This window comes from Hyphomonas sp. TMED31 (genome assembly GCF_002172815.1).
GTDB classification, from domain to species: domain Bacteria; phylum Pseudomonadota; class Alphaproteobacteria; order Caulobacterales; family Hyphomonadaceae; genus Hyphomonas; species Hyphomonas atlantica.
In genome coordinates this window covers 1-18673 of record NZ_NHCK01000022.1, presented here as the reverse complement: position 1 = coordinate 18673, position 18673 = coordinate 1, and the positions used below count along the sequence as shown (strand labels likewise).

Annotated in this window: 17 protein-coding genes; 3 read left to right on the top strand and 14 right to left on the bottom strand. The window is 60.2% G+C overall.

What is annotated here, in order from left to right; translation table 11 throughout:
- The 11 genes from CBB91_RS03950 to CBB91_RS03900 all read right to left on the bottom strand — a co-directional run.
- Positions 1-495: thiamine-phosphate kinase (locus CBB91_RS03950; protein WP_273012256.1), on the bottom strand; the 495-nt coding region annotated here is incomplete at its 3' end.
- A complete protein-coding gene (locus tag CBB91_RS03945; protein ID WP_273012253.1) occupies positions 488-2251 on the bottom strand; it encodes an amidohydrolase family protein in 1764 nt (587 codons plus the stop codon). The genes CBB91_RS03950 and CBB91_RS03945, both read right to left, overlap by 8 nt.
- A 64-nt stretch (positions 2252-2315) precedes the next feature.
- Complete coding sequence (locus tag CBB91_RS03940) at positions 2316-3275, bottom strand: acetyl-CoA carboxylase carboxyltransferase subunit alpha (RefSeq protein WP_273012251.1); 960 nt, start codon at positions 3273-3275, stop codon at positions 2316-2318.
- 47 nt (positions 3276-3322) lie between these two features.
- Positions 3323-4246, bottom strand: coding sequence for a type II secretion system F family protein (locus tag CBB91_RS03935; RefSeq protein WP_273012249.1), 924 nt, complete (start codon positions 4244-4246; stop codon positions 3323-3325).
- Between the two features lie 13 nt (positions 4247-4259).
- Positions 4260-5243 (bottom strand): type II secretion system F family protein, encoded by a 984-nt coding sequence (locus CBB91_RS03930; RefSeq protein WP_273012248.1) that lies wholly within the window; start codon positions 5241-5243, stop codon positions 4260-4262.
- A 15-nt stretch (positions 5244-5258) separates the two neighbouring features.
- Positions 5259-6608, bottom strand: coding sequence for a CpaF family protein (locus CBB91_RS03925; RefSeq protein WP_345906724.1), 1350 nt, complete (start codon positions 6606-6608; stop codon positions 5259-5261).
- Positions 6609-8137: 1529 nt separating this feature from the next.
- Entirely contained in the window at positions 8138-9436 is a 1299-nt protein-coding gene (locus CBB91_RS03920) for a type II and III secretion system protein family protein (protein WP_273012244.1), read from the bottom strand.
- Positions 9436-10323, bottom strand: coding sequence for a Flp pilus assembly protein CpaB (gene cpaB / locus CBB91_RS03915; RefSeq protein WP_273012241.1), 888 nt, complete (start codon positions 10321-10323; stop codon positions 9436-9438). The genes CBB91_RS03920 and cpaB overlap by 1 nt, the downstream gene beginning before the upstream one ends.
- 189 nt (positions 10324-10512) lie before the next feature.
- Positions 10513-11499: a threonine/serine dehydratase gene (locus CBB91_RS03910; protein ID WP_273012238.1), complete on the bottom strand. Its 987-nt coding sequence runs from the start codon at positions 11497-11499 to the stop codon at positions 10513-10515.
- 46 nt (positions 11500-11545) lie between these two features.
- Positions 11546-12427 (bottom strand): UTP--glucose-1-phosphate uridylyltransferase GalU, encoded by an 882-nt coding sequence (gene galU / locus CBB91_RS03905; RefSeq protein WP_273012236.1) that lies wholly within the window; start codon positions 12425-12427, stop codon positions 11546-11548.
- Positions 12428-13204: 777 nt separating this feature from the next.
- Positions 13205-13972 carry an SDR family oxidoreductase gene (locus CBB91_RS03900; RefSeq protein ID WP_273012233.1) on the bottom strand — a complete coding sequence of 256 codons (768 nt, stop codon included), beginning with the start codon at positions 13970-13972 and terminating at the stop codon, positions 13205-13207.
- A 59-nt stretch (positions 13973-14031) separates the two neighbouring features.
- Between CBB91_RS03900 and CBB91_RS03895 the strand changes: the two genes are divergently transcribed.
- The 3 genes from CBB91_RS03895 (at position 14032) to CBB91_RS03885 (ending at position 16937) form a co-directional block, all read left to right on the top strand.
- Complete coding sequence (locus CBB91_RS03895; RefSeq protein ID WP_273012230.1) at positions 14032-15153, top strand: Re/Si-specific NAD(P)(+) transhydrogenase subunit alpha; 1122 nt, start codon at positions 14032-14034, stop codon at positions 15151-15153.
- Positions 15150-15515, top strand: coding sequence for a proton-translocating transhydrogenase family protein (locus CBB91_RS03890; protein ID WP_272982634.1), 366 nt, complete (start codon positions 15150-15152; stop codon positions 15513-15515). The genes CBB91_RS03895 and CBB91_RS03890 overlap by 4 nt, the downstream gene beginning before the upstream one ends.
- Before the next feature lie 3 nt (positions 15516-15518).
- Positions 15519-16937, top strand: a complete 1419-nt coding sequence (locus tag CBB91_RS03885; RefSeq protein ID WP_273012228.1) for an NAD(P)(+) transhydrogenase (Re/Si-specific) subunit beta — start codon at positions 15519-15521, stop codon at positions 16935-16937.
- Here the strand turns inward: CBB91_RS03885 and folK are convergent.
- From folK to folP, 3 genes are all read right to left on the bottom strand, one after another.
- Positions 16934-17458 (bottom strand): 2-amino-4-hydroxy-6-hydroxymethyldihydropteridine diphosphokinase, encoded by a 525-nt coding sequence (gene folK / locus CBB91_RS03880; RefSeq protein ID WP_273012226.1) that lies wholly within the window; start codon positions 17456-17458, stop codon positions 16934-16936. The two genes, CBB91_RS03885 and folK, sit on opposite strands and share 4 nt — an antisense overlap.
- On the bottom strand, positions 17451-17816 hold the full coding sequence (folB, locus tag CBB91_RS03875) for a dihydroneopterin aldolase (protein ID WP_035552361.1): 366 nt from the start codon (positions 17814-17816) through the stop codon (positions 17451-17453). Before folB ends, folK begins: the two co-directional genes overlap by 8 nt.
- The coding region (folP, locus tag CBB91_RS03870; protein ID WP_345906723.1) for a dihydropteroate synthase at positions 17813-18673 on the bottom strand (861 nt) is incomplete at its 5' end. The genes folP and folB, both read right to left, overlap by 4 nt.

Below are 18673 nucleotides of genomic sequence, written 5' to 3'. Positions count from 1 at the left end.
CCCCAGACAGGCTGCGCCCATCTCTCCCGTCACCCAGATATCCTGATCGGGCGCCGCCCCGCTCCGCCTGACCGGGTGCTCGCAAAGGCACCGCCCCGTCAGCGTGAGCGAGAGGAACAAGCCGGCCCGGCTNCGCACNGTATCACCTCCGACNAGCCGAGCGCCGAATGTCTCAAGATCATNGCCAAGAGCCGACGCAAACGCGGCGATCTCCGATTCCGGCCTTGAGTTCGGCCAGCCCAGAGTGAGCAAGGCATCTGCGGGCAGCGCACCTTTCGAGAGAATGTCCGACACATTCGTACGCACCAGCTTGCGCGCAATCGTATCGATGGGATCATCCGGCAAAAAATGCACGCCTTCGACCAATGCGTCCGTTGTCGCAATCAGTCGCCCATCGCCGCCAGACAGCTCCGCCACGTCGTCTCGCAAACCCGCTGCCCCTGGCGCTGTGGCCAGAGGTGCAAAATAGCGGGAGATCCAGTCGCGTTCACTCACTCTGTCGGGAACCCTCAACTTTCAGCGGACGCGTTTCGCCATCCAGCACCACGCCCCAAACCGGAATGTGCTCCCACTCCGCGCCGGGCATGTCCAGCGGGTTGGCACCAAGAATGGTGAAATCTGCACGTTTGCCCGTTGCGATGGAGCCAATCTCAGCCTCAAGCCCCAAGGCCATCGCCGCGTCCAGCGTGATCGCCTCCATGGCCTCATAGCGGCTCAGCGCCATGCCGGCTTCATAGGTGCTGCCTTCCCGCGTTGCACGGGTGACGTGGACGCCTGCAGCGCGCAGCGGATGGGGCGGAGCAAGCGGCGCGTCGCTGTGCACGGCCACCGGCACTCCCGCTTCGGTCAGCGCACCCAGCGGCGAGATCCATTTTGCCCGTACGTCGCCCAAAGGCCCCGCATATTCATTTGCCATGTAAAATACGTAGTGGCTGGCCGCAGACAGGCGCGCACCAAGCTGGCCAGCCAGCTCAACCTGCTCCTCCGAAAAGAGGCCGCCATGTTCAATCACGAAGCTGTTGGCCGGACCATCATCGCCTTCACGAAGCATAGCCAGAGCCTCCAATGTTGCTCCCTGCGCGGCATCCCCGTTGGAATGAATGTTCACGCCGAGGTCGGCATCCCAATANGGCTGAATGGCGGGAACGATCCCGTCGGGGCCCGCCACCCAGAGCCCCTCTGACCCTTCCGATTGCCCTGAGAGGTACCCCGGCGGAGAAAGCCGCATCGTCTGGCTGTAGAAGGCGCCATCGGTGAAGAACTTCACGCGCGGCAGAATAGGCGCCGCCGTATCCGTCTTCCCTCTCGCCATATCCAGCACGGCCTGAACCTTGCCGTCTCCGAAAGNCCGCTCGAGCGCACGATGCTCCGGGATCAGATAGAGGTGATAGCCAGCCTGCTGCGGGCTGCCCCAATTGGCGCGAATGTTCGCCGCCTCCATTTCCCAGCCGAACATGCCGTAGCCGAGCTCCGCCGTTGTCGTGACACCAGCCTGGCGCAGCATGGATGAGAATCCGTTGAAGCCCGCCGTGACATTTTCAGGCGTCAGGATCACGCCAGCGAACGCTTGCACCACCAGCATGGCCGCATCTTCATAGATCCGACCGGTCAGCGCGCCATCCGCATCGAGGTCTACCCCGTGAAACTGCTCAGCCATATCAGGCGTGAACCCGGCAGCANTAATCGCCGCNCTGTTCAAATAGAAATCATGTGANGAATAGTGCCAGACGATCAGCGGCTGGTCCGGCGCAATCGCGTCGAGATCTGCCCGGTGCAGATCCCCATGCACCAGATTATGATAGCCATAGGCAACAATCGGNTCACTCGGCCCAGCCGCCTCCACNAGTTCGGACAGCGCCTGCAGNAACGCGGCGCGATTGGGCAGTCCAGCCTTCATGCCGTGTGGTGTGGCCATCGGCCAGGGCGGCGTGATGGGCAGATTGTATTGCAATGAGCCGAGCACGACGTGGATGTGCGGATCAATCAGGCCNGGCACGATGGTCTTGTCTTCGAAGACCGGGTTCACTNNNGCTGNTGGCAAGTCTCGCCTCAGCTCTTCCAGAGAGCCTACAGCAACGATCCTGTCAGCCGACACCGCGACCGCTTCAGCCGTCTTGTCCTCGCCCGTCATCGTGACCACGGCCTGNGCCGGATAGATCACGATGTCATAGCCGGCCGCCAAATCCTGCTTCGGTGCTGGCGCAGCACACGCGACAGCTGCAATGCTTGCAGCCAATGCCCATTTTTTCATGAGGCCCGTCTCCCTTGTATTTTTGGGAGAGCGTGAAGCGCCTTGCACGGCAATGCAAGCCGGATCAGATACCTTCGCGGCCGATTGCGTAAAAGCGTTCCCGGCGTTGCGCGCGCAGCTCTGACGGACTGAGACCGTCCAGCTCCTTCAGCGCTTCTTCCAGCGCCTTGGACGCCGCAGCCATTGCCCGCTTCGGATCACGATGCGCACCGCCGACTGGCTCCTTGACCACACCGTCAATGACTTTGGTNTTTAGCAANTCCGGCGCGGTGATCTTCATCGCATCGGCGGCTTCCTTCGCCTTGGCAGCGTCCCGGTACAGGATTGATGCGCAGCCCTCTGGCGAGATNACGGAATAGATCGCGTGTTCCATCATCAGCACCTTGTTGGCCGCGGCAATGCCAATCGCACCGCCGGACATGCCTTCGCCGATGATCAGCGTCACGAACGGCACACCAAGNGAAAGCCCGCGCTGGGTTCCGCGTGCGATCGCTTCGGCCTGGCCGCGCTCTTCGCCACCCTTGCCGGGATATGCCCCTTGCGTATCAGGGAAGCTGAGTACCGGCAGGTCAAATTTCTCGGCCATATCCATCAGGCGCACAGCCTTGCGGTAGCCTTCTGGGTGAGCCATGCCGAAATTGTGCTTCAGGCGCTTCTCGATGGTTCGGCCCTTTTCATGGCCCATGATCACGACCGGGCGCCCCTTGAAGCGGGCAAGGCCGCCAACGATCGCTTCGTCATTTCCGAAAACGCGATCTCCTGCGAGTTCCTCGAAATCCTCGAAAATGTTCTCGATGAAGTCGGACAGATGCGGCCGATCCGGATGGCGCGCTACCAGCGTTTTCCGCCAGGCGCTGAGATCGGAATACATATCCTTCAGCTGCTTGTTCGACTTCGCCTTGAGCTTCTTCAGCTCGTCGGTGATCGAGGGCCCTTCCTTGCTTGAAGCAAGCGCTTCCAGCTCGGAAATCTTCGCGTCCAGCTCCGCAATGGGCTTTTCGAAATCAAGATATGTCGTGGTCATGGGTACAAGTTAGCAATGGAGCACTGACTCGCCTAGCCGCGAATTCACTAAAGCGCGCCCTGAAGCTTGATGACGGCAGGCGTGATCAGAACGCCCAATAGGACCGGAAAAACAAATAAAATCAAAGGCAAAGTCAATTTCGCGGGCAAAGCCATCGCTTTTTCTTCCGCCATCAGGATCCGGCGTTTACGCATATCTGCCGAGAAAACACGCAAGGTTTGCCCGAGACTCGTTCCCATTTCCTCGGCCTGACGCAGCATTGTGGCCAGAGAACTCGCCTCTTCAATGCACATCCGGTCCGCAAAGGCGCGCCACGCATTCTTGCGCGCCTTGCCTGCCCGCAGCTCCAGAGACAGCGTCTTCATATGCATCGCGATGATGGGATGACGCAGTTCCAACTCCTCCCCCACGCGCTGAACAGACGCATCCAGGCTGAGACCAGCTTCCACACAAGCGACCATCAGGTCCATCATGTCCGGAAAGCCCGCAGAGCATTGCTGTTGCCTCGCAGCCGCCTTGCGGGAGACGATGGCATCAGGCGCCAGAATGCCCGCAATCAACAAGCCAATGCTGACGAACAGGAGGGTTTGTTTCGACACATCGCCCAGATAGGGCAAGGCGAGCAGAAGCAGGATTTGCGGCACCACCACACAAGCGATCCGCGCGATATAATACCGACCCACGGAGGTCGGGCTGGTATATCCCGCCAGCAACAGTTTGGCGCGCACCTGGCTGACCGCCTCCTCGTTCGATGGGGTTGCCTTGTTCGCCAGGCCGATCACNGCACGCCCNATGCGGCTTTCATTGCGAACTTCGGCGCGGGCGGGCTTCTGGTCCTTGCGCTCAAGCCGNCGCTCAAGGTCTTCCTTGGCTTTCCAGCTGCGCCCAAAGGCCAGCAGCGCCGGCATGGCGAGGACACCGGCAACAGCCAGCATGAGGATCGGCAAGAGTGTGGAGGCTGTCAGTGGCATTGCTCCGTATCCCCTACATCTTGAAATTGATCATCTTGCGCATGACGAAATTGCCAATCGCCAGCCAGATGAAGAAAGCAGGAAACAGAACCCGTACGAGCGGGTCATCGATAACTTCGCCATAAAATTCCGGCCGCAGCATGTGGATACCCGCCATCACAATGAACGGCGCTGACGTCAGGATCATGGCAGAGGCCCGCCCCTCCGATGACGCCGCCTTCACCTTCAGGCGCATGGTTTGGCGTTCACGGATGGTTGTGACATTGGCTTTCAACAATTCGCAGAGATTGCCCCCCGTCTTTTCCTGTAGACGGACCGTCGCCACGAACAGCTCCACATCCGGATCGCCTGCCCGCACGGCCATGCGCTGCACAGCGTTTGTCAGAGACATACCGTAGGAGACCTCATCCGCCGCCATGCCAAATTCTGTGCCGATGGGGTCCGGCATTTCCCGCGCGACCAGCGCCACGGCCGTGGCAACCGGGTGACCCGCCTCAAGGCTTCGGCAGACGATCTGCAATGCGTCTGGCAATTGCTGGGACATCTTCTTCATACGACCGCCCGCCACGATCTTCAGGCCGATAATGGGCGCCAGCAGGAAGATGCCCGCCGCAATGCCGAGCGCAGGCCCGGCTCCGCCGACGAAACGCCAATAGGCAAGCGCGGCAACCAGTCCTGCCCCGGCAGACATGCCGAACCATTTGAGCGGCTGGAATTTCAGGCCTGACCGGACCACCAGCTGGTTGAACCATTGTAGTGGCATGGAGAGATTTCCATCCCGGTCCAGCCCCCGCGCCTTGCGCAGCTCGATCATCGCTTCACTGGTCGTTTCAAACCGCTCCTTGAACTGAAGGCGCTTGTTCACAATCCGGCGGGTCTGCGCCTCCGTCACCAGGCCCATNACGGACTGNATCGCCAGAAANGCCGCCCCTATCGCCATGATGACCGGGATCAGGATTGTCAGGCTCAGCTGAGAGATGTCTGGCAACCAGGACATGCGGCGCGCAGCCTCCTAGAACCGCNTCGACGGGTCGAACATGCCCTCCGGCATGTGAACGCCGCGGCGCTCCATTTCATCCAGGAATTTCGGGCGCAGGCCAGTGGCGGCGAAGTGCCCTTGCACCTTGCCCTCATCTGTCGTGCCAGTGCGCTCGAAACGGAAAATTTCCTGCAATTGCACGACCGCGCCTTCCATGCCGGTCACTTCCGATATCGACACNACTTTCCGCGAACCATCTGACAAGCGCGTGGCCTGAACGATGAAGTTCACGGCCGAGGCAATCTGACCACGGATGGCTGTTTCCGATATCTTCATGCCGCCCATCATCACCATCTGCTCCAGACGGGTCAGCGCGTCACGCGGGTTGTTGGCGTGGATTGTCGCCATGGAGCCTTCATGACCCGTATTCATGGCCTGCAGCATGTCGAAGGCNTCTTCAGAGCGCACCTCGCCCAGGATCACCCGGTCCGGACGCATGCGCAGCGCATTCTTGACGAGTTCACGCTGGCGAATCTCTCCTTTGCCTTCAATATTTGGCGGCCGGGTTTCCATGCGCGCCACGTGCGGCTGCTGAAGTTGCAGCTCAGCGGCATCCTCAATCGTGATCAGACGCTCGTCCGGGCTGATCGCAGCGGACAGCGCATTGAGCAGCGTCGTTTTTCCCGAGCCCGTACCGCCTGAAATGACGGTCGACGCGCGACACTTCACAGCGCCCAGAATGAAGTCTGCAACAGGCTGGGGGATCGCCCCAAAGCCAACCAGCTTTTCCATGGTCAGCGGCGACTTCGAGAATTTCCGGATGGATACAAGTGGCCCGTCAATGGCAATGGGCAACACGGCAGCGTTCACCCGGCTGCCGTCCAGCAGACGCGCATCGACGAGGGGCTGGCTTTCGTCCACGCGACGCCCCACAGCCGCCACGATGCGCTGAACGATGCGAAGCAAATGGTCATTGTCAGCAAACCTGACAGGCGCCAGTTGAAGCTTTCCGTGGCGCTCAACATAGACTTGGTTGCAGCCATTGATCAGGATATCCGCGATGGAGTCGTCCTTCAGCAAAGGCTCGATGGGCCCGAGACCGGTCATTTCGTCCATCACCGCGTCTGCGAAACTTGCTTCCTCAGCGGCGGACAGCGCCATTTCTTCCTTCTTGATAATTTCCGACACGATACCGCGCACGCGGCGGCGCATCGTTTCATCATCCATCTTGTCGAGCGCAGACAGGTCGAGTTCGTCGATCAGTTTGGCATGGATGCGCAGCTTTGCATCAAGCTGGTCAAATGCCTTCGCGTCAGCTGCCGCCATTTGCGGCGCAGGCTTTGGCGTGCTTGCCTCGGGCGTGACCTGAGGCGCCTGCTCCATGTCAGGCTTCTTGACGGCATTGGAAAATCCGAAGCGGCTCATGACGCTTTCCTCCGCGCAGGCATTTGCGGCACGTGGGCGGCGAGCACACCGTCCGGCATAAGGCGGTCGACCAGCGCAGAGATGTCCGCCACCAAAGCGCTCTTGGGCTTCACATCGGCNATGGGCTTGCCGAGATTGACGGCTGTTCTGGCAGCGTCCCAATCGGATGTGATTGTTGCATCAATACTCCGCTCAATCGCCTTCTCCGCCTTGTCGACGGCGAACTCGGCGCGGAACCGCTTCTTGGGNAACATGCGGTTCAGCACCAGCTTGGTCTTGCGGTCAGGGCTGCGCAGCATGTCGACCTCNCGGGCCATGTCAGCNGCNGCGTGGAGGCTGGGAACGGTCAGCTCACTGATGATNATNGCCTCNTCNACTGCNCCGAGAATAGGCTTCGTCCACGGCATCATGTGTCGNGGCATGTCCACAAGCACGAATGGGAATTCTGCACAGGCAACATCCAGCAGTCGCAGGATGGCTGCTTCGGTGGCCAGCGCATCTGCGTCCGGGTTGCGCGGCGCGGAAATGGTCGANACGCCATCCTCATGCTGCCAGCACCAGGCCGCGAGCANGCGCGCATCAAGNCGCTCNGGCGCAGCGGANAGTGCNGCCAGATCNAGCTTTGGCACCGCTTCCAGAAATGAACTGACCATACCGTCAGCAACGTTCAGATCGACGAGGCAGACCTTGCCGGGTCCGACTTTCTCACAAATCGCAAACGCGCTTTCGATGGCCAACGTCGAAACTCCGGCCCCACCAACCGCACCACGAAATGCCCAGCAGACTGCAGATGCCGGGTCTTCCGGCTTTGACTCCACAGCTTCAGCCGCTGCGCGAATGCGATCAATTGAATCCAGCACATCGCCCGCGCCGGCATCAGAGGGCAAAATGTCGGACGCCTCAATCTTCATCAACGCCCGTACGATATGGACTGGAAGACTGTCGGAGACCATCAGAACCGCGCTGTCCGGTTTGTCGACAGCCAGCCCCAGAACAATCTGCTCCGCACCAGGCACGCCATGCTCCAGAAGGATCAAGGCGCCGCCGAATGTCTCCACGATTTGAGCCGGGTCCATCGGGGACAGGTCAACGACATTCCGACAGATGGATTTNAGCTGCTCCAGGCGTTCTGTGCTGGCCAGTGCCGCAATCGCAGGAATTGGCATTGCAGCAGGTGCCCGACCGGTTTCGCTCTCATGTTTGCGTTCAGATCCCGACATCAGCTTCCCCCTGACGCACTGACAGAAGAGTCTCTGAGTTCCCGCGTCTTGCCTTCGTTCAAGGCCTTCACCGCATTCGCGGCGCGCAGCCCCGAATTGGATTCCACGGTCTTGGAATTGCTCAGCTCAACATCGCGGATCGAATGGGTCGCGATATTTGCGGCATTCGCTCCACCAAGCAAATAGGTGTCCTGATGGTCATGGCTTGCACAGCCAACCNCGCNNGCGGCNGCGAGAAGAACGCACACAATCCTGACTCTGGTCATATCAGTAACCCTCTTCGGTCGCGGGGACGATGGCCGTCTGGTTCAGCAGGAACAGCTCTTCTTCTGTAGGCTCNGCAAATGCNTCGAGCGGATTGCGTAGCAAGGCAGGATGCGGCGCGGGCTGTACCAGGCGCGGCGTGATGATGATCACCAACTCGCTCTCCTGACGCTGGTAGCGCTTCGACGAGAATAGCGAGCCGAGCACGGGAATGTTTCCCAACCACGGCGTCTGGCGNACATCATTGGAATAGTCATTNTGCAACAGGCCTGCGATGGCGAAGGCCTGNCCATCATGCAGCTCCACCGTCGTGTCGGCGCGGCGCACGGAGATGCCAGGAATTTCAACATCCGCCGCGCGGATGCCATTGTTTCGATCCAGCTGGGACACTTCCGGCCGCACGCGCAAATTCACCAGNCCGTCGCCCAGCACAGTAGGCATGAAGTCCAGGCTGACGCCGAACTTCTTGAACTCAACCGTGATCTGACCGTCTTCCGCCGCAACCGGGATCGGAAACTCACCCCCCGCAAGGAAGCTCGCCGTATCGCCGGACAGTGCCACAAGGTTCGGCTCNGCCAGCGTACGCACGATACCCTTCTCTTCAAGGGCGCGAAGCTCGATGTCGATATTCTCGCCGCCGACATTCGTGAACAGCGCCACCGTCTTGGAGGCTAGCCCCGAAACGGTCGATGGTTCTGTCACGGCGACGGCATCCCGACCGTCCATCGTATTGCCAAAACCAATTTCCTTCACGGCGCTGCGACTGGCTTCAAGGAAGCGCACTTCCAGCAGGACCTGCTGGCTCTGACCCACTGACAGGCCATTTGCTACGCCGCCCGGCACATAGCGCTCAGCCACCTGAACGGCCATGTCTGCGGCGGCGGCGGTTGTCAGCTTGCCATCAAGAAAGATGCCGTCATGCACAGGATACACGTCGATCCGCTCCCCCGGCAAAAGATTGCCAAGGTCAGTGCGCAGCTCATCCAGGCTGAGTTCAACCTCGACATCAATGAGTTCCGAAATCTCGCCCGCTGCGTTGTAGATCAGCACAGTCGTCGCACCGGGAATCTTACCGCGCAAAAAGAAAGAGCGATTTGACGTCGCCATTGCTTCGGCAATGTCAGGATCCGCCACGACAAGCGTCGAAAACGCTTCGTCAGCCTCAATCACTGTGGATCGNCCCTTCTGAAGCACAAGGATTTGCGCGTCGGCCGCGCTCGTACGTTCAGTCCACGCATCTGCCGGGGCGACGCCCACGATTGCAATCATCAGCAGGAGGATGGCGTAGGTGATCTTGCTCATCAGCTCGGCTCCTCAGTCAGCAGTTTTGGTTTCGATACAGGCGCGGTTACCAGTGTCTCTTTGTCACCATTGATTACGCGCACATTTGCTGTTGTTGCAGGGCGGGGAGCTGCGCGGCGAACGACCGCCTTGCGCGGTGCCGGCTCGACTTTCACTTCGGTAATGACTTCGGCCTTCTCTGCGCGCCCGATGAGCGCCAGACCAAGGCTGCCCTGAACGCCGGCTGCACCAAGGCGCAACGCACCATCCTGCGTTACTTCCAGCGTCACCGTGCTCGACGGGCGCGCCCCTTCCAGGCCCGGCTCGAAGGTCTGGTCAATCGCCAGGACCTTGACATTTTTCAGGATAGGACGGGCAATCAGGCGGCTGTTGACACGTACCGCTTCGCCGCCCAGCGTGGCCGCTGACTGGCCGGGCTCTGCCTCGATAAACTCATTGACGTCGACGCGGTCCCCCGGCAGCACAAAGCCGGACACGCCAGTATCACTCCGTACCGTGATAGAGACAGCACGCATGCCCGGCTCAATGGCGGCTGCGAGCGTCACCGTATTTGCCTCTGCGTCCAGCTTCTCAAGCAGGATCGGCTCGCCGGGCAAGATCAGGCCGCGCGCATAAAGCGCCGTTTCCAGATCGGATTTGCGGCCAAGAGTGCCTTCCGGAATGGACGTGGCTGGCCAGTTGAGCGTTTTCACATTGCTGGCGCTGACCTGCTCACCTGGCTCGATGGCTGCGGACGCGACCAGCACGGACGCCATTTCGATTGTGGGTGCACTGACCTGCCCAGCCACGTCATTGGATTCATTTGTCATGTAGTAGCGGCCAAGGAACACAGCCGCGATCCCCAATACCGCGGACAGGCCAAGACTTATTATCGGTGCCAGCTTCATTCTGAATGCCCTCACGCGCGCATTTTGCGCCCTCATCAGCATTCATGATTAATCGCTAGGCGATAAGGTCTCTTGAAGACCTGTTGAAAAATCTTAACCGGGATCAGAAGAGCGCATTAACCATGCGGCAATGATTTCCGCCGCCAACGGATTAACGTTTTGCCCATGTATGTTAAGGCTTGATCCGACTTATGCTGTCAGAATCTCGGCAAACATCTGCGGATCGACATTCCCGCCCGTAACCATCACGCCAACACGCTTGCCTTTCATATCCTCCGGGAGATGATGCAAGGCGGCCGCCAGCGCTGCAGCGCCGCCCGGCTCAGCCACGATCTTCAGACAACGAAACGCAGATTGCATGGCGCTGCGCACATCTGCGTCGCTGGCGCGCAAGCCCCCGCTCAACAAGCGCGACCCCAGGGCGAACGTCAGATCTCCCGGCGCGGGCGTCAGGATCGCATCACAGAATGATCGCGTGCCCGGCGCGTTAGAGACAATCTTCCCCGCATCAAGCGAGCGCGCCCAATCATCATGGCTTTCCGGTTCCGCTGTCCAGATGCGCGTACTTGGCGACATCTGCTCGAAAGCCAGCGCGATACCCGTAATCAGTCCGCCGCCCCCGGCGCAACAGATCAGATGATCCAGCGGCGTATCTCGTTCCGCCATCTGGCTGGCAAATTCCAGCCCGGCGGTTCCCTGCCCGGCGATTATGTCAGCATCATCGAAACTCGGCACGACAATAGCGCCGCGCGCTTCCGCAATCTGGGCAGCTATCTCCTCACGGCTTTCCGTATCGCGATCATAGAAATGGATCTCGGCACCATCAGCCTCGACACCATCCACCTTGATGCGCGGCGCATCGGACGGCATCACGATCAAGGCGGGCATATCCAGAAGCCGCGCAGCCCTCGCGACACCCTGCGCATGATTGCCGGATGAAAATGCGACGACGCCTGCGGCGCGCCGGGCTTGAGGAATTTGCGCAAGGCGGTTCATCGCTCCGCGGATCTTGAAGCTGCCTGTCACCTGAAGGCACTCAGCCTTGATGAACAGTTCCGCGCCCGACATGTCATCAAGCGCCTTGTGCGTCAGAACCGGTGTCTCGCGCACCACATGTTGCACGCGCTCATGCGCGGCAAGCACGTCATCAAAAGTCGGGAGAGTTTGCGTGGTCATGGCGCAGGCCTAGACCGAACCGGCCCGGCCTGCAATCCAGTGGGGCTTACGACAATTTGTCGAGCATCGCCTTGGCAACCGCCTTGGCTTCATCGCCGATTTCATCATTGTCGAGCGCGTATCCCAGCACGGCTTCGAAATATCCAATCTTGGACCCGCAATCGTAATCCTGCCCTTCAAACTCGTAAGCATAGAAGGACTGGGTTTCCATCAGGCGATCCATGGCATCTGTCAGCTGGATCTCACCGCCTGCGCCTTTGCCCTGATTTTCAAGCAGCTCGAAGATTTCCGGCTGCAGGATGTACCGACCCGTAATTTTGAGATTGGAGGGCGCATCGGCAACTGGCGGCTTTTCCACCATGCCGGTCATCTCGATCAGGCGACCATCGCGGCCACCTTCCTTCGGTGCGATCACGCCATAGGACGACACACGCTCCATTGGCACCTGGTCCACAGCGATGACATTGCCGCCGACCTTGTCATAGGCCGACACCATCTGCGCGAGGCAGGACGGGCTTCCCTTCACCAGGACATCCGGCAAGAGCACGGCAAACGGCTCATTGCCGACAATATCTTTCGCACACCATACCGCATGCCCCAGACCGAGCGGCGACTGCTGGCGAACAAAGCTGGCTGAGCCCGCCGGCAAAGTCGTCTCATTTACCTGCTGCAGGATCGCGTCCTTGCCTTTGGCTTTCAGAGCTTCTTCGAGTTCGTAGGCGATGTCGAAATANTCCTCGATCGCGCCTTTGTTCCGGCCGGTAACGAAGACAATGTGCTCNATNCCGGCTTCNAGAGCCTCATCGACGACGTACTGGATGGCAGGACGGTCAACAACTGGCAGCATTTCTTTCGGGGTGGCCTTGGTCGCCGGCAAGACCCGGGTGCCGAAACCGGCCACTGGAAGAACAGCTTTTCTTACGCGCATGAAACAAGAAGCTCCTTGATGCTCAACACAAGGGCCCACAGCCCCTTTTGACAAGGGTGTAGCCGTGCTGAGCCTTAGATGTCGTTAATCTGGCACAAGAAAGTGCCGCTAAATCCTAGTTCAGACCGAGATTGAACAGGCTTAACGCGGCAACACTACAAGCAAGTGACAAAACGAGGATCATGGTCAGCGAGCTCTTCACTGACGGCGCGCGNTGCACCTGCAATTCCGATTCGAGCAATGATTGCAGGCGACGGGCCGGTGACGGCGTTGCGACGTAATCCTCGCCACCACGCGAAACCTGTCCACGCGACTGAGACGATACGCGACGCTCTACTTTTTCGGTCTCTTCCGGTTTTTCCTTCGGTAGGGCCATCTGAATACTCCACGCCTTTAGGTAGAGTGTAACAGGCGAGACCTAACCGTTACCTAACAGAAAGCAATTGAGTTAATGCCAATCCGCGATCGGTCCGCAAAAAACACCGCCATTCGGCACTTCGAATCCCCGGTCGCACCGCAATGTGCTCTCAGATTCGGCATCGGGCAGCACGACAAACGTGGTCATGCGNGACTGACTTGTTTCGCTCGTAGAGGTAACAGACTGAACGCCATCATTGCGCGTCGTCGCTGATGCGGAAAAGCTGCCTGAAATCGCGATTGCGACACCGGTGGACAAGATCTCTTTGAGCATGGCGCGACGTCATCCTTAACGATGCAGAAACCAGTCTTCCAACGCGGAAGACGCGCGCTATACCCCCTGCTGAGAAAAACGCAAGCTTAAAGCGGGCTAAGAGAATGCCCACCGTCCACAACGAGGGTGGATCCGGTCATGTAGCTACCCTCTTCCGACGCGAGAAGAAGCAGNGGCGCGTTCAACTCCTCGTAGTTTCCAAACCGCCGCATCGGCACTCGTTTTGCCATGCGCTGGCCCGCTTCGGAGTCGAGGAACTCGTCGTTGATCGCGGTTTTGAAATAGCCCGGCGCGATGGCGTTCACGCGAATTCCGTGCCGCGCCGCTTCCAGCGCCATCGTACGGGTCAAATGGTCCACCGCGGCTTTGGATGCAGAATATGCCGAGATCATGTTCGATGGGCGCAGTGCGGTAATGGATGCGATNTTGATGATCGATCCTTTGACCTCTGCCTGCATCATCGCTTTTGTCGCGTATTTCGCCACGCGCCAGACACCNGTCAGGTTGGTCTCGATCACCGTGTCCCAGTCCTTTTCCGGCATATCCCANTACCACCCCTCNCGTGACATGCCCGAATTATTCACGATCACGTCGCACGGGCGGCCCAACGCCTCGCGAATCTCCGCAAACGCGCCCGTCACGCTATCTTCGGAGGTGACATCCATTTCGACCGGAAGGGCTTTCCCGCCTCGCTGCTGAATCTCTCCGGCAACCTCCTCCAGCTTATCAAGACGACGCGCCGCCAANACGACATACGCACCTGCATCCGCCAATACACCGGCAAAATGACGGCCCAATCCGCTCGACGCACCTGTTACCAATGCGGTCTTATTAGCTAAACTCAACAATCTCATGCCCTCCGATGCAAAATTTCGTATTGCGCGCCGCAATATTTTTCCTCTATCCCAGCGTTATGAAAATATCTGTGCTGAGGGAACGACGAGCTGGTGAGACCCGTGTGGCGGCTACACCAGAAACCGTCAAGAAGNTGGTGGCCTCNGGCCACTCNGTNACAATNGAGTCCGGAGCGGGCACTGTCGCAGGNTTNCCTGACGACAGCTTNNCNGANGCGGGNGCCACCNTTGCANCNGANGCGTCGGCTGCGGCCAAGGGTGCGGACATTGTCTTCAAGGTGCGCGCACCTGAAGCCGATGAAGTCAGTGCCCTGCCGGAAGGTGTCGCCCTGATCGCCCTGATGGACCCCACCAATCTGGACGCTGCGCCGCTGAACGGGAAAAAGATTGCGGCNCTNTCCATGGAATTCACCCCGCGCATTACCCGCGCACAAAGCATGGACGCCCTGTCGTCCCAGTCGAACCTCGCGGGCTATCGCGCTGTCATCGAAGGCGCGCAGACCTATGGCCGCGCCATGCCGATGATGATGACCGCTGCGGGCACGATTGCCCCGGCCAAGGTATTCGTCATGGGCGCCGGGGTTGCCGGCCTCCAGGCCATCGCCACCGCTCGCCGTCTCGGTGCAGTCGTGACTGCCACGGATGTGCGCCCTGCTGCCAAGGAACANGTNGCNTCGCTTGGCGCGAAATTCATCGCGGTCGAGGATGAGGAATTCAAGGCGGCTGAAACTGCGGGCGGTTACGCCAAGCAGATGTCNCCNGAATACCAGGCNAAGCAGGCCGAACTCACGGCCAGCCACATTGCCAAACAGGACATCGTCATCACGACCGCCCTGATTCCGGGCCGCGCCGCGCCGGTCCTGGTGACTGAAGACATGGTGAAAACGATGAAGCCGGGTGCGGTCATCGTGGACATGGCGGTCAGCCANGGNGGCAACTGCCCGCTGTCCAAGCCGGATGAAGTTGTTGACGTNAANGGCGTGAAAGTGGCCGGGTTCTCCAACCTGCCCGCTCGCCTCCCGGCAGATGCCTCGTCCCTGTACGCCAAGAACCTTGTCGCCTTCCTGCCGCTGGTCACAGCCGAGGATGGCAGCCTCAATCTCGACACCGAAGACGAAATCGTCACCGCCATGCTGCTNACNCGCAATGGTGCGACGGTGAACGAAAGGATCCAATCATGAAGCGCGCACTCCTGACGCTTTCAGCGGCCAGCTTTGCGCTGCCCGCCTTCGCAGATGCCGGTGGCATCGACTCCACAGTCTTCCTCGCCGCGATCTTCGCCCTGGCATGCTTTGTCGGCTATTATGTTGTCTGGTCGGTGACGCCGGCCCTGCACACGCCATTGATGGCTGTGACGAACGCCATTTCATCCGTAATCATTGTCGGCGCGCTCGTCGCAGCTGCCACGGTCGGCCTCAGCTCCGACAATTGGGTNTCCAAGATCCTCGGCACGGTCGCCGTGATCCTCGCCAGCGTGAACATCTTCGGCGGNTTCCTCGTCACCCAGCGCATGCTGGCCATGTACAAGAAGAAGGGGGACTAAGACATGGACTCCTTCCAAACCACTTGGGCNCCGCTGCTCTATCTCGTTGCCGGCATCCTCTTCATCCTGGCCCTGCGCGGCCTTTCCAGCCCAGCCACCAGCCGCGCGGGCAACCGCAATGGCATGATCGGCATGGCCATCGCTGTGGCGACCACGCTGGCCCTCGTCTGGAACCAGCTTGATCTTGAAACCTGGGGCCTGATCCTCGGCGGCGTCGCCATCGGCGGCACGATCGGCGCAATCATCGCCCGCAAGATCCCGATGACGGACATGCCGCAGCTGGTCGCTGCCTTCCACAGTCTCGTCGGCCTCGCCGCTGTGCTCGTGGCTGCTGCTGCGCTGTATTCACCCATCAGTTTCGGNATTGCAGGTCTCGAAGGCATCAAGGCCGCGTCGCTGATCGAACTTGGTCTGGGCTCCGCCATTGGTGCCCTGACCTTTACCGGCTCGNTGATCGCGTTTGCGAAGCTGAACGGCAACATGTCCGGCGCGCCCATCATGCTNCCNGCCCGTCACCTGCTGAACATCCTGATCGGTGTCGGCATCGTGGCGCTGCTGGTCGTTCTGATCCAGACGCATGGCCAGGCCCAATGGGCCTTCTGGGGGCTTACGGTCCTCGCGCTGATCCTCGGCATCACGCTGATCATCCCGATTGGCGGNGCGGANATGCCGGTCGTNGTNTCNATGCTGAACTCCTATTCGGGTTGGGCNGCAGCGGCGCTGGGCTTCACNCTCGGCAATTTCGCCCTNATCATCACCGGCGCGCTCGTCGGCTCGTCCGGGGCGATCCTGTCCTACATCATGTGTAAGGGCATGAACCGCAGCTTTATCTCGGTCATCCTCGGCGGCTTTGGCGGCGACGATGCGGCCGCGGGTGCGGCCGGTGCAGATGCCGACCGTCCGTTCAAGCGCGGCTCGGCCGAAGATGCGGCCTTCATCATGAAGAACGCCTCCAAGGTCATCATCGTGCCCGGCTACGGCATGGCGGTGGCACAAGCCCAGCACGCGCTGAAGGAGATGGCCGACAAGCTGAAGGAAGAAGGCGTCGAAGTGAAATACGCCATCCACCCCGTTGCGGGCCGGATGCCGGGTCACATGAACGTCCTGCTNGCNGAGGCGCAGGTGCCTTATGACGAAGTCTTCGAACTGGAAGACATCAATTCGGACTTCCGCAATTCCGAAGTNGCTTTCGTCATCGGNGCGAATGATGTGACCAACCCNGCCGCAAAGACCGACACGACCAGCCCGATCTACGGCATGCCGGTCCTGGACGTCGAAAACGCCGGCACAGTCCTCTTCATCAAGCGCTCCATGGGCTCCGGCTATGCCGGCATCCAGAATGAGCTGTTCTTCCGCGACAACACGATGATGCTGCTCGCAGACGCGAAGAAAATGGTCGAGGATATCGTGAAGAACCTCTAGCAGGCTCTGAGGTCCGCGAAGCGGCGCGTCGCTGAATCGTCCCGCTCGCATTTTTGATCGGCCGCTCTCTGTCTGAGGGCGGCCGTTCTGCATTCCACGGTCTCGCCATCCAGCCCCCAATCCGGCGCAATCTCCGCCAGTGGCTCCATCACGAAACGGCGCTCCTGCATGCGTGGATGAGGAATGGCAAGGGTCTCGGTATCCATCTCCACACCGGGCATCAGCAGCACATCCAAATCCATTTCGCGCGGGCCCCAGCGCTCACGCGCCTGACGCCCCAGCTCCGCCTCAACGGCCTTGCAGGCATGGAGCAACTGCATCGGTCCGAGATCGGTTTCAATGAGCAGGCAGAGATTGAGAAAGTCCGGTTGGTCTTCAACGCCCCAGGGCGCGCTGGCATAGAGGCCGGAGATTGCGGTCACCTCATTGCCCGGCATGTGCTCCAGCAGCGCCACAGCGCGTGATAGCGCCGCCTCCCGGTCACCCAGATTGGTGCCGAGACCAAGCGCCGCCTCAGCCATTGCGGGCCCGCGTGATGGACACGCCGACATGGTCCACCAGATGCCGGATCGGCGCGGAGGGCTTGCGCACGGTCACGGTGACCTCTTCCACAATGTCCCACTTCTGCAGGATGGCATCCGCGATGCGCTCGGCGAAGGTTTCGATCAGATTGAACACGGTCTTGCCGGACAATTCCTCCGCCAGATCACAGACCTCGCCATAATGGACCGTCTCTTCCATCAGGTCGGTCGAAGTGGCGGGCTGCCCAAGGCGGCAGTCGATGTCGATGAAGAATTTCTGCCCGAGGGATTTCTCCGCCTTGTGGACGCCGTGGAAGCCGTGGAGGCAGAGATTGGTAACGAAGATACGGTCGGTCACTTGGCACTCCTGATGGCCTGATACATGTCGAGCGCCTCGCGGTGGGCCGCCACATCATGCACTCGAAGAATTGTCGCGCCCCGGTAGACGCTATCGAGGCCCGCCGCAAGCGTGCCGACAAGCCGCTCTTCGACAGGATTGCCCGTCAGGCGGCCGATAAAGGATTTGCGCGAGACACCCACCAGCACCGGGCAGCCGGTCTCCACCATCACATCCAGATGGGCGAGAACCTCGAAATTCTGCTCGTATGTCTTGGAAAAGCCNACACCGGGATCCAGCAGGATGTGTNCGCGCGGAATNCCTGCGCGATCCGCGCGCTCGAATGCGCGTCCGATAAAGTCCGCCATATCCTGGCGTAGATCGATGTCGGCATTTGTCGCGCCGCGATTATAAGTGATGCACACAAGGCTTTCGGTCTCTGCCACNGCGTCNGCCATNTGNGCATCACGGGNNATACCCCAGACATCATTGGCCAGCACCGCGCCCGCCTCAGCCGCGCGNCGGACGATCTCTGCCTTGTAGGTATCGATCGAGACCGGCAACGCCTCCTCTGAGGCGAGCCGGGCGATCGGCTCGGCGACACGCGCCCATTCATCCTCCAGGCTGACTGCTTCGCCGCCCGGCCGGGTCGACTCGCCGCCNATGTCCAGAATGTCCGCACCCTCGATCNGCATTTGCTCGGCATGGGAGAGGGCGCNCGCAAGGGAGTCGTGCACGCCGCCATCTGAAAAGGAATCGGGCGTCACATTGAGGATGCCCATGATCAGCGGGTCGCCCGTTCTCAGACGTGCCAGCAACCGGTCCCGAACCGCAATTCGCGTGTCCCTGTCCATCAGCGCATCCTTTCTGCGCCGAAG

What these genes read in the sequence shown, in the direction of transcription:
- cpaB (WP_273012241.1), bottom strand. Translation starts at nt 10,323, where the DNA reads ATGAAGCTGGCACCGATAATAAGTCTTGGCCTGTCCGCGGTATTGGGG.
- folK (WP_273012226.1), bottom strand. Translation starts at nt 17,458, where the DNA reads ATGGCTGAGGCGGCGCTTGGTCTCGGCACCAATCTGGGTGACCGGGAG.
- CBB91_RS03910 (WP_273012238.1), bottom strand. Translation starts at nt 11,499, where the DNA reads ATGACCACGCAAACTCTCCCGACTTTTGATGACGTGCTTGCCGCGCAT.